Annotated in this window: 8 protein-coding genes; 7 read left to right on the top strand and 1 reads right to left on the bottom strand. The window is 67.3% G+C overall.

The window, feature by feature from the left end; translation table 11 throughout:
* The first annotated feature begins 23 nt into the window (after nt 1-23).
* Together EOT10_RS19110 and EOT10_RS19105 are read left to right on the top strand one after the other, a co-directional pair.
* On the top strand, nt 24-1121 hold the full coding sequence (locus tag EOT10_RS19110; protein ID WP_127829439.1) for a Zn-dependent alcohol dehydrogenase: 1098 nt from the start codon (nt 24-26) through the stop codon (nt 1119-1121).
* A 28-nt stretch (nt 1122-1149) separates the two neighbouring features.
* Nucleotides 1150-2613, top strand: a complete 1464-nt coding sequence (locus EOT10_RS19105; protein ID WP_127829438.1) for an aldehyde dehydrogenase family protein — start codon at nt 1150-1152, stop codon at nt 2611-2613.
* 158 nt (nt 2614-2771) lie between these two features.
* Here EOT10_RS19105 and EOT10_RS19100 read toward each other — a convergent pair whose 3' ends face one another.
* Nucleotides 2772-3380 (bottom strand): TetR/AcrR family transcriptional regulator, encoded by a 609-nt coding sequence (locus EOT10_RS19100; RefSeq protein ID WP_223281073.1) that lies wholly within the window; start codon nt 3378-3380, stop codon nt 2772-2774.
* Between the two features lie 220 nt (nt 3381-3600).
* Between EOT10_RS19100 and EOT10_RS19095 the strand changes: the two genes are divergently transcribed.
* The 5 genes from EOT10_RS19095 to EOT10_RS19075 all read left to right on the top strand — a co-directional run bounded on the left by EOT10_RS19095 (nt 3601) and on the right by EOT10_RS19075 (nt 11219).
* Nucleotides 3601-4500, top strand: coding sequence for a phytanoyl-CoA dioxygenase family protein (locus EOT10_RS19095; RefSeq protein WP_127829437.1), 900 nt, complete (start codon nt 3601-3603; stop codon nt 4498-4500).
* A gap of 17 nt (nt 4501-4517) precedes the next feature.
* Complete coding sequence (locus tag EOT10_RS19090; RefSeq protein WP_127829436.1) at nt 4518-6158, top strand: MFS transporter; 1641 nt, start codon at nt 4518-4520, stop codon at nt 6156-6158.
* Nucleotides 6159-6298: 140 nt separating this feature from the next.
* Nucleotides 6299-6994 (top strand): transporter, encoded by a 696-nt coding sequence (locus tag EOT10_RS19085; protein WP_127829435.1) that lies wholly within the window; start codon nt 6299-6301, stop codon nt 6992-6994.
* Nucleotides 6951-8384, top strand: coding sequence for an NAD(P)/FAD-dependent oxidoreductase (locus EOT10_RS19080; RefSeq protein ID WP_223281072.1), 1434 nt, complete (start codon nt 6951-6953; stop codon nt 8382-8384). The genes EOT10_RS19085 and EOT10_RS19080 overlap by 44 nt, the downstream gene beginning before the upstream one ends.
* Before the next feature lie 447 nt (nt 8385-8831).
* Entirely contained in the window at nt 8832-11219 is a 2388-nt protein-coding gene (locus EOT10_RS19075) for a SpoIIE family protein phosphatase (RefSeq protein ID WP_223281071.1), read from the top strand.
* The last annotated feature ends 159 nt before the right edge of the window (nt 11220-11378 follow it).

The following is an 11378-nucleotide window of genomic DNA, read 5'->3' as shown; positions in this document are numbered from 1 at the left end:
GAATCGACAGAGGGGACGTCGACATGATCGACACCCAGGCCGCGGTACTCACCGCGGTCAATGAGCCGCTCGAGCTGACCGACATCCGGGTGGACGAACCGGAGCCGCACGAGGTGCGGGTCGCGGTCACGAACGTGGGGCTGTGCCACAGCGACCTGCACTACATGACGGGGACGGTTCCGACCGGCCTGCCGGTCGTCGTCGGGCACGAAGTGGCGGGCGTGGTCGAGGCGGTCGGGGCACAGGTGTCCGGCCTGCGTCCCGGGGACCGCGTGGTCGGCGCGCTGACACCCTCCTGTGGCCGCTGCGTCAACTGTGAGGCGGGACGGTCGACCCAGTGCCGTCGTGTCGAGGATGTACGCCGCCGTCCGCGGCCCGCGTTCCAGACCACGGACGGCAGGCCGATCGAGCGGCTCGGCGACGTCGGGGCGTTCTCCCGGCACGTCCTCATGCGGGAGAACGCACTGGTGCGGCTCCCTGACGAGGTACCGCTGCACGTCGGGTGCCTCTTGGCCTGCTGCGTCATCACCGGTGTAGGCGCCGTCTTCCGCGGCGCCCAGGTGAGGCCGGGCAGCACGGTGGCGGTCATCGGCTGTGGCGGCGTCGGCTCGGCCATCATCCAGGGGGCCAGGCTCGCCGGAGCGTCGGCGATCGTTGCCATCGACCTGGACGACGCACGGCTCAAGGCCGCGCGCGGCTACGGCGCGACCCACGTCATCAACGGCGCAGACGGCGACATCGTCGCGGAACTGCACCGCCAGTTGGGCGACGGAGTGGACTACTCCTTCGAGGCGGTCGGCTCGGCCCGAACCGCGGCGACGGCCGTGGCCCTCCTGCGTCCGACGGGTACCGCGTGCCTGGTCGGCATCGCGCCCGGAGGTACCGAACTCAGCATCCCGGCATCGGACTTCTTCTTCGAGGAGAAGCGACTCATCGGCTCCTACATGGGCTCGGGTCAGGCGCGGCAGGACATCCTCCAGCTCGCGCACCTGTACCAGCAGGGACGCCTGCTGCTCGACGAGATGGTGACGCGGGTCATCCCGTTCGGCGAGATCAACGAGGGCTTCGAGGCGATGAAGTCCGGTGACGTGACCCGCATCGTCGTCGATCTCCAGTCCTGACCGACGAGTGAATGCAGAGGTGAGCTCCATGGCGAGCAACGAGATCAGAATCCCCCAGCCGGTGAACTACATCGCCGACGACTGGAGCGAGTGCCCGACGGTCGATGGCGCCTGGAACGTCGACCCCAACACGCGCGAGCCCGTCCACCGCCTCGTCACGACAGCACCCGACGATCTCGACCGGGCGCTGCGGCACGCGGAGCGCGTGTACGACATCGGCCGCTGGGACGAGGACGCCCGGCGTGAGCGCGCCGGCATCCTGGAGCGCGTCGCCGAGATCATCGAGACCCGTGCCGAGGACATCGCACGCACGGACTCGCTGACCAGCGGCACACCCATCGGCGTCACGCGCAAGGTCGCGGCCTTCCTGCCCGCGAGGATCCGGGCGTCGGCGTCGGACCTGGTGAACATCCCGCGCGTCACCGCGCTGGCGGCCGGCGGCCGCGACGTCCGCCTCTACAAGGTGCCGTGGGGGCCGGCCGCGATTCTCACGCCGTGGAACGGTCCGAGCTTCATTCCCGCCGCCAAGATCGTCAGCGCGATGGCGGCGGGCTGCCCCGTCATCCTCAAGCCCTCGGAGCACGCGCCCGGCAGCGCGCAGATCATCGTCGAGTGCTTCGTCGAGGCGGGCCTGCCCAGCGGCGCGCTGCAACTGGTGCACGGCGGCGGCGACGTCGGCGCCAGGCTGACTGCCGACCCGCGCATCAAGGTCGTCTCCTTCACCGGCGGACCGGGTGCCGGCCGCGCCATCGCGCGGGCCGGCGCGGAGGACTTCAAGGTGTTGCAGCTGGAGCTCGGCGGCAACAATCCGGTGCTCGTGCTGGACGATGCCGACCTGGACGTCACCGCCGACGGCATTCTCGACGGCATGACCAAGCTCAACGGCCAGTGGTGTGAGGGGCCGGGCAAGATCCTCGCTCACCGCAGCCTGGTCGACCCTCTTCTGGAGGCGTTGACCGAGCGGATCTCCAAGCTCGTCGTCGGGCACTCTCTCGACGAGGACGTCGAGATCGGCCCGATCTCCAACGCGCCGCACTTCCAGACCCTCAAGAGCAGGATCGAGGGGCTGTGTGACCTCGGGGCGAGCATCCACCGGCCCGCCCAACTGCCCGGGCTCGACGGCTTCTTCATGTCGCCGACGATCGCCGCCGGCGCCGACCCCGCTCAGGCCACCGCCGAGCTGTTCGGGCCCGTCGTCTCGCTGCACGCCGTGGACTCCGACGAACAGGCGTTGCGCATCGCCAACGCCAACCCCTCGGGCCTCGATGCCTACGTGTTCGGCACCGACACCGACCGCGCGATCGACGTCGGCTCCCGTGTCATGTCCGGCGAGGTGCGCATCAACGGCGCCAAGATCGCCGACCTCGGTGAGGAGTCGGCTCAGAGCTTCTGGGGCCCGGCCGGCATCGGCGGCCACGGACCGGCAGAGTCGGTGCGCGTCTTCTGCGGCGACCGGGTCGTCGGCGTCGACTCGCCCGACCTGCCGTTGTGACAGCACCACACATGATCGGTGGGAGGCCCGACCTCGGGCCTCCCACCGTGCACACCCAGGACGAGCGGCTGCACCACGAACATCTTCCGCCCAAGAGGTCGTCGGCGTCCTTGACTTGAGTGCGCCGGGCCGCGCCGCCCGTCGCGTTCATGGGTCAATCACAGTGCTACGGGCGTAGATCCGAGCCGGACCGCGAGCCAACTCTCGAGTACTGAGGCGGCGACTTCCATCTGCTCCGTTGCGGCGGACCGATCCCCGTACGTCAACCAGTTCAGGGCGAAACCGTCGGACAAGGTACCGATGACATAGGCGATCTGATCGATGGTTTCTGGTTCGACCGGGTGCTCTGAGGTGGCGCTGCGAAGCACAGCGCGCACCGTCTCAAGGGCCTGGTCGAACACCGCGATGCCGCGGTCTCCGTGCTGACGCCGTGCCCAGCTGATGAGTTCCAATGCCGCCGCGGTGAAGGTGGTTGACTCGACGTAGAACTCCATGACACCGCGGAGGAGTTGGCACGCTGTGTCCACCAGGTTGGAGTGCGGATCACTGTCTTTCACCACATCGCGGTACCTGCCGGCTACGAACTCGTAGACATCGGCGAAGAGGTCCTCCTTCGAGTCATAGCAGTAGTGCAGCATCGCCACGTTCGCCTGAGCCTGCTCGGCAATCCGCCGGGTTGTTGCGCCGTCGATGCCGTGGATCGCGATGACTTCCACGGCGGCGTCGATGAAGTCGCTACGCCGTTGGGCGACGGAGATCCGTGCCACGAAATCCTCCCGTTTAAGGCGTCCACACAGTTGGTCGCTTGATTAAGTCAATGCTCAGCCTAGCAGTCGCGCCTGCGGTCGGTGGCTGCTGCGGCCGAAGCGCGAAACTTTCTTAGTCGGATGTCTTGAACGTATGACTAACTTCGCTTTAGCGTATCGGCTCACAAGGCGGTCGGCCCGCTCCAGCGCGGCCCGGCACTCACGAAAGAACGGACCTGTCATGGCGAAAAACGAACTCGCTCGTCTCACCCCCGACGCCACCACGGACGCCGCGGTCGAGGTGATCATGCGAGACGGCGGCGTGATCATCGAAGGGCTCTTCGACGAGGTCACCATCGAAGGCATCAAGAAGGATCTGGACCCCGTGCTCGACTCGGTCGACACCGGCCACGACGCGGTGTTCGCCGGCAACAGGACCAAGCGCGCAAGCGGCCTGTTCGCGCGGACCGAGCACATGGCGACGATCGCACTGAACCCGCTGTTCCGAAGCGTCGCCCAGAGCATCCTCAACAAGCCGATCAATGCCTTCTTCGGCGAGGAGTCGGTGCCCTTCCCGGCAGGCACGCACATCGGCGCGACGATGGCCATCAAGATCGGCCCGGGACAGGGCTCGCAGCCGCTCCACCGCGACGACTCGGTCTGGCTGTGGCGACACCCCACCTACCAGCGCGAAGCGCGGGTGCAGATCATGGTGGCGGTCAGCGACTTCACCGCCGAGAACGGTGGCACCCTCGTGATTCCGGGCTCCCACCTGTGGGACGACGAGCGCGCGCCGCGACTCGAGGAAGCGGTCCCGACGGAGATGAAGGCCGGCTCGGCGCTCATCTGGATCGGCTCCACCTACCACGGTGGTGGCCAGAACACGACCTCGGACGAGCACCGCTTCGGCCTGTCGACGGGCTACGACCTCGCTTTCCTGCGCCCCGAGGAGAACCCCTTCCTCACCTACACGCTGGAGCAGATCCGGTCGTTCCCGGAGGAGATCCAGCGAGGACTCGACTGGTCCTCCGAGCACTACCTCGGCTGGGTCGAGGTCGGCGGGCAGATGTCCGACCCCATGGACCTGCTCGGCCGTGACGACTACACCTCCACCGGCGCCGGGCTCCCCGGCCAAGTCTGAGAGAGCCGGCCAAGAACATGGACATCCAAGGAACACTCGGCCGGACCGATGCGGTGGCTCCGGCCCGCATCGCGGCCAACAAGAGAGCATTGATCGCGGTCGCTGCCCTGCTGGCCACCGTGACGAACGCGGTGGCATTCATGGTGCCGCCGCTGCTGCCCCTGATCACCTCCAGCTACGCGCACAACTCGGTGAGTGCCGCGACCTGGATCTTCAGCGCACTCACGCTGGGTGGCGGCGCAGGATTCGTACTGATCCCACGGTTGACCGACATGCTGAGTGAGCGCGCGATGGCGTTGCTCGCCGGCGGCTTCCTCGTGGGAGGCGCGCTGATCCCAGCGATCGCCGACAACTACGTCGCCCTGGTGATCGGATCGGCGCTCCTCGGCTTCGGAAGCGCTGCCCAGCTTCTGCCGCTGAGCTTCCTGCGGCGGCACCTGCCCGGCAACGGCGTGTCGACGGCGGTCATGGTCCTCATCATGGCCACGGGCAGCGGCGTGGTGCTGGGCATGGTGGGCGGCGGGATCTCCGTGCGGATCTGGCCACTTCCCACCCACCTCAACGCGGACGGCTCGCTGCCGAGCCTGTCGATCGCCCCCTTCTACTACATCCTGGCCGCGCTCTTCGCCATCACCACGGTCGCCCTGCTGGCGGTCGTGCCGAACTCTCCGGCGCAGTCCAGGGGTCGTCTGGGCGTCGTGAACACGATGTGGCTGATCGGCTGGGTGGCGCTCATCCTGTTGCCCCTGAGCGCGCCGCCGGACAGCGTCATCGGCAAGAACAGCGCGATGATCCTCCTCGCCGGCGTGGTCGCGGCGGTCGCATGGGTCTTCGCGGAGCGCCGGTCCACAAAGCCGGTCTTCGACATCTCGGTGCTGCGCACGCCCTACGTCACCACGGCGTGTCTGTCGGCCGGGCTCTTCGGCTGTATCGATGCCGCGTTCCTGGTGCTGGCCAACTACTACGTCCAGACCCCGAACGGCCTGCCCCTTTCGACCAACGGTGGGCTGACGGGCTGGTCGACGAAGTTCGCGGAGTACGGCCTGACCTACGATCCGCTGAAGACGAGCCTGATCATGCTGCCGTTCGCGCTGACGATGTTCATCAGCGGCAAGTATTCCGAGAAGCTCATCGCTCGCGGTCGCCCCGGCGCCATCCTGATAGGTGGCGCCGCGGTCTGCGCGGCCGGCCTGCTGCTCCTGGCCGTTGCTCATGACCGGCCATGGGAGTACGTCGTCGCGTCGGGCGTCATCGGCCTGGGGAGCCGGGCCGGCTACAGCGCCGCCTTCGCCATACCGCAGTTCGTCGTCCCGGAGGAGAAGGCCGGTATGGCGGCCGGAATGCCCGGCACGGTCATGGCCATCGGCATCGCGATCGGTGCCGCAGTCGTCACGATCCTGCTGAACGCATCGGGATTCGTGTACCACTCGATGGACGTCGCCGGCATGACGGCCGGCAAGCTGAACCCCTCGATGGTGAACCTGAAGGCTTCGGACTACCTCCTCGAAGGCGCCCACATGCCGAGCGCTCAGGCATACACCACGGCCTACTGGGTCTCGCTCGTCTTCCCGGCGCTGGTCATCCTCGCGACGGTGCTGTCGCGACTGCGGCACAAGGGCGGCTTCAGGGCCGTGCTCGAACAGCACACGCACGGCTGACCGCAGAGGCGCGTGGGAAGTGCCGCGTCCTGAACCAGCCCCTCGCTGCGACGGCCTCCACGGCTGAAGCAACCCAGCGACCACCGCACAGATCGCCTCCTGCTCAGCACATCGGGCCCCGACTCAAAGGGACAAGAACCATGAAGGAACTGCTCTTCATGCTGGCCGATCTCTGGATGATCTTCGCCGGCTTCTTCTACGGATGGAAGTTCATCCGACGGTACGGCAACTACCTGCTCGGCCTGGAATGGATCATCGTAGCCACGTCCGGCTCGAACTTCCTCGTCTGGTCCCTCCTCGGAGGCGACCCGGGCAGCGTCCTGTACAACATCGCGTACTTCTTCGATGCCTTTTCGCGATCGGTGGGCATCACCCTGATTCTGGTCATGGGCCTGATGCGCGTCACACACCGGTACAAGCCGACGTTGGTGGCCGACATCGGCGCGTTTGCGGTCGCCATCGCCGCCGGGCTGTATCTCCAGCAGTTCCGCGGCCATGAACTTCACGTCGGCACAGCCACGTTCTACGTCGTCGTCAACGCGCTCACGACCCTGTTCCTCGCCTACTTCTCGCGGCGGCTCTGGAAGATCCGTGCCAAGGGTCTGGCCATCGGTACTGCGCTCGCCACCGCTGCGGGGACCGCCATCGCCGTCACATACGACTTCTTCCCGATTTCGGGCGACGACGAGTACCGCACCATCTTCTACACCCTCGCTCTCGCCACTTGGGGAACCCAGCTCTTCGTGTACTTCATCTCGTACCGCGCTCTGCACAACCACAACGTGGAGACAGGTGTGGAGCCGGCTTCGAACGAACCCAGCGTTGCTCGGGCTTGAGCGACACACCAAGGATCAGAGTACGTTCGCGAGGAGCAATCAGATGAAGACCGACAACGTCGAGTACACCACCTTCAGCGGCTGGGTCGATCCGCCTGCGGACATCCAGCCGGCACTGACCGGCGAGCTCACCTGTGATGTCGCGGTCGTCGGCGGCGGCCTCGGCGGCATGTCGACGGCGCTGCGGCTGGCCGAACGTGGTCAGGACGTGGTGGTGCTGGAGGCCGAGTTCTGCGGACACGGCTCCAGCTCCCGAAACGCAGGGCAACTGGCGGGTGCTCCAGGCGGAGACCTCCAGCTCCTCAATCTGCTCTACCGCAAGAAGATGCCCGGCATGATCCGGCTCGCCGAGCACGCCGCGCACCACGTGGAAGACCTCATCAAGACGCACGGCATCGACTGCGACTACGAACAGACGGGCAACTGCTTCGCGGCGGTGTCGCGTGGACAGATGGGCCGAGTGCGCCGTGTGACCAAGATTCTTCAGCGCGCCGGCTGCCACGTGGAACTGGGCACGAGCGAAGAGCTCGGAATCCCGCGCGGATTCCTCGGCGGGATGCGCGAGGTGGTCGGGGGAATGATGAATCCCGGCAGGTTCACCCTGGGTGTGCGCCGCGCACTGCTCGGCTCCTCCGCGCGAGTCTTCGAGCAGACGAAGGTCACCGACGTCACGCGCGACCGCGGCCAAGTGGTCCTCACCACTCCTCAGGGTCAGGTGCGGGCGAACAAAGTGGTCCTGGCCACGAACGCGTACGCGGGAGAGTGGGACATCACTCCTCCACGGCTCTCCGTACCCATCTACGTCATCGAGGTGGAGACCCAGCCCATCGATCCTTCCCGTTTGGCGGCACTGGGGTGGACCAGTCGGTCGGGACTGGTCACCCAGCACGCCATCATGGAGAATTACCGGCTGACGCCCCGCAACACCATCGTGTTCGGCGTCCGACGGCTCGAGCGTGGCACGTCGTATCCGCTCCCGCGGAAGAAGCCGGACCCGGCGCTCGTCGAAGAACTCGCAGAAGCCTTCGCGACGCGGTTTCCGACTCTATCCGACGTCGCGATCGAGCGTGCGTGGGGAGGATGGATCGCCATCACCTCGTCCTGGCTTCCGCTGGCCGGGCAGATCGAGGACAACGTCTTCTACTCGATCGCCTGCAACGGTCACGGGCTCGCTCAGGCGCCTTACGTCGGGACCCTCATCGCCGATCTCATCGTCGACGGCGAGCGACACGAGGACTTGGAGGGATTGTGGATGAAGGAGCCCAAGTTCCCTCGTCCGATGATGATGGGTCCGCTGGGACTGCGCACCATCTGGGCCGTCGACCGTTTCAACGACCGGGTCAACGGAAGCCGGCGCAACGCCCGTCGAGGCTCGGTTCCCGTGGCCTGACCGCTCTGACCGGACGGCAGGGAGTCAAGGACACGCTGTGGCCGCGAGGCCGCCAGCGTGTCCTTGCCACGGATCCAACGATGATTTGTGACGACTGGGGATCGCCGCGGTTCCCGTGTACGGGCGGCTCACGCTGGGGCTCGTATGGGGAATCCTGCAACTCGGCTTCTTCATCGGCACCACCTGGTGGTACGAGAACCGGGCGACGCGTCTGTGTGACCCCCTCGAACAGTTCTTGGCGTCACGCCAAGGGGCAGGCGTCCCCGATCCTGCAGCCGCCGTCTCCCTCGCCCACGATGTGTTCACGCGAGCCGGCGGCCCTCGTGCCACCGCCCAAGGAGCGGTCTGCATTCGGCGTCGCGGTGACCTGCAGCTAAGACGTGCCGGGGTGTCCAGGCGTAGCCTTATTTTCAGACATTCCGGCACTGGGCAGGTCGCATGGCCACGATGCGCGCATCACGGGAGACCGGTCAGCAGAACCCTTTCGACACGACCACAGCAGCCATGATCGTGGTGGATGTGCACGGGCGGGTGATGGGTTGGAGTCCCGCAGCCCGCGATCTCTACGGCGCGGACGCGCAAGATGTGCTCGGCCGCCCGGTGAACGAGGCCCTGCGGGACGTTCGGACCCGGGGTGACACGCTGCAGGCGTTCGGGGCGGCGGGGGCACCGGCGCTCAGGGAAGTCCGGACCGAGAACCGCACCGTTCGACGCCCCGACGGGACGCTGGTGGAGACAGTCCTGCGCATCTTCCCGGTGGAGCAGGAGCAGGGAACGCCCGCCTGGGTCGTGATGGCCGCCGCCTGCGACCGCTATCAGGAGTGGATGACCGACCAGTCGATGTTGTCCGGGCTCTTCACCCAGTCTCCCGTGGCGCTGAGCGTCTATGGACCGGACACCCGCCTCAAGTGGGTCAATGGCGTGGTGCAGGACGTCATGGGCTGGCACGCCGGTGAGTGGGTGGGACAGGCCAACAGCGTGCTCTTCCCCCACGGCACGGTCCTCTCCCCTCCGGGTTGCCACGACATAGAGAAAGTGCTGGAAGAGGTGTTGCGCACCGGAGAGCCGGTGCTCGACGTCCATTGGCGGGGACCCATCCCCGCTGCGTCAGAGCACCATCGGGTCATCTCGTGCTCGTACTTCCGTCTGCAGGACGACGCGGGCCGGCCCCTGGGCGTCTGCGAGGCGGCCGTCGACATCACGGAGCGCTACGAGGCAGAGACCCGTCTGGCACTGCTCAGCCGGGCCAGCGGAATCGGTACGGCGCTCGACGTCAGGCAAACGGCCGAGGAACTCGCGGGCCTCGTGGTTCCGGATTTCGCCGACACCGTACGGATCGAGGTCGCGGAGTCGGTCCTGGCCGGAGAGGACGTCCCGCCCTCGGCTTCCGGCGCACCGGCGGGCCTACGGCTCGCGGCGGAGCGCACCGCGAGTGAGCGGTCCATTGCGCGAGGTGATTCGCTGCTGGGTGTCATCGGCAGTGGCTCGACGACCGCGCACCAGCGCCTGCTGTCCCTGCCTCTGCTCCTCGGTGGGAGTGTGCTGGGCATGGTCACCCTCCTCCGGCAGCCGCCCCGCACGCCCTTCACCGAGGAGGACCGCGCTCTCGCCGAAGAACTGGCCTCGCGCACCGCGGTCTGCGTGGACAACGCTCGCCGCTACATCCGCGAGCACACCACGGCGCTGAAACTGCAGCACGACCTCCTCCCGCGAGCGCTTCCGCAACCGAGTGGAATCGATCTTGCGCACCGCTACATCCCCACCGTCGGCCCTCTCGGAGTCGGGGGCGACTGGTACGACGTGATTCCGCTGTCGGGCGCCCGAGTCGGCCTTGTGGTCGGCGACGTGGTGGGACACGGAGTGGACGCCGCGGCCACCATGGGCCGGTTGCGCACGAGCGTGCGGGCGCTGGCCGCCCTGGACCTGCCGCCGGACGAACTCCTGACCCGGCTCGACGACTTGGTGGGTCAGGCACGGATCGGAATCCATCGGGCACCGGGCGACGAGTGGGCGGACAGGGCGCTCGGGGCGACCTGCCTGTACGCCGTGTACGACCCCACCTCCTGCACGTGCGTCATGGCCAGTGCGGGCCACCTCTCACCGGTTGTCACCGGTCGCGGGACAGGGGGCTCGCAGGCCGCACCGCTCGACCTGCCGACAGGGCCCCCGCTGGGCATTGGTGGGCTGCCTTTCGAGAGCGTGGAGTTCGAATTCGCCGAGGGTACGGTGCTCGCTCTGTTCACCGACGGAATGGTCGAGGCGCGCAACCGGGACGTGGACGAGGGCGTGGCGGACTTGTGCCGGGCACTGGATGCGCCGACCGGGTCCCTGCAGGGAACGTGCGACGAGATCGTCTCGCTCGGCGCCCAGGGATCCGCCGAGGACGATGCCGCACTGCTGTTGGTGCGCGTCCATGCCCTCCCCGAGGACAGCACGGCATCCTGGCACGTCGCCTCCGACCCGGCCGAGGTGGCCTCAGCCCGCGCACTCGTCCGAGGGAAGCTGGAGGAGTGGGAGCTGGACGACGCGACGTTCGTCGTGGAACTGGTCGTGAGCGAACTCGTCACCAACGCGATCCGATACGGCAGCCCTCCGGTCTCCCTGCGTGTGCTCCGTGACCTCGACCGCACCTTGATCTGCGAGGTTTCCGACGGAGGGCACACCTCTCCGCATCTACGCCGCGCCGGCAACGAGGACGAAGGAGGACGAGGCTTGTTCCTCGTGGCGCAGCTCACCGACATGTGGGGCACTCGCTACGGCCGCCAGGGCAAAACGATCTGGGCCGAGATCGAACTGGGGCAGGAAGTGCCGCTGGACCTGTATCCGACGCTGTGACAAGGAACCGAGCGACCGCCAGGAACAGGAATCCGTCCGGCTCGATCAGGAAACCGCTGTGGCCTGCAATGGCGGGGGAGGTGCACGACGGTCACGGTGCGCCGGGCTCAAGCGATGTTCCGTGCGGTGATTCGGGAGTCAGTCACGCCGTCGAGCGGT

Origin of the sequence: Streptomyces antnestii, from assembly GCF_004005495.1 — a bacterium.
Lineage (GTDB): Bacteria > Actinomycetota > Actinomycetes > Streptomycetales > Streptomycetaceae > Streptomyces > Streptomyces antnestii.
The sequence above is the reverse complement of the archived record's forward strand: the minus strand, read 5'-3'. Positions and strand labels throughout refer to the sequence as shown.

What these genes read in the sequence shown, in the direction of transcription:
- EOT10_RS19095 (WP_127829437.1), top strand. Translation starts at nt 3,601, where the DNA reads ATGGCGAAAAACGAACTCGCTCGTCTCACCCCCGACGCCACCACGGAC.
- EOT10_RS19105 (WP_127829438.1), top strand. Translation starts at nt 1,150, where the DNA reads ATGGCGAGCAACGAGATCAGAATCCCCCAGCCGGTGAACTACATCGCC.
- EOT10_RS19110 (WP_127829439.1), top strand. Translation starts at nt 24, where the DNA reads ATGATCGACACCCAGGCCGCGGTACTCACCGCGGTCAATGAGCCGCTC.
- EOT10_RS19085 (WP_127829435.1), top strand. Translation starts at nt 6,299, where the DNA reads ATGAAGGAACTGCTCTTCATGCTGGCCGATCTCTGGATGATCTTCGCC.
- EOT10_RS19090 (WP_127829436.1), top strand. Translation starts at nt 4,518, where the DNA reads ATGGACATCCAAGGAACACTCGGCCGGACCGATGCGGTGGCTCCGGCC.
- EOT10_RS19075 (WP_223281071.1), top strand. Translation starts at nt 8,832, where the DNA reads ATGCGCGCATCACGGGAGACCGGTCAGCAGAACCCTTTCGACACGACC.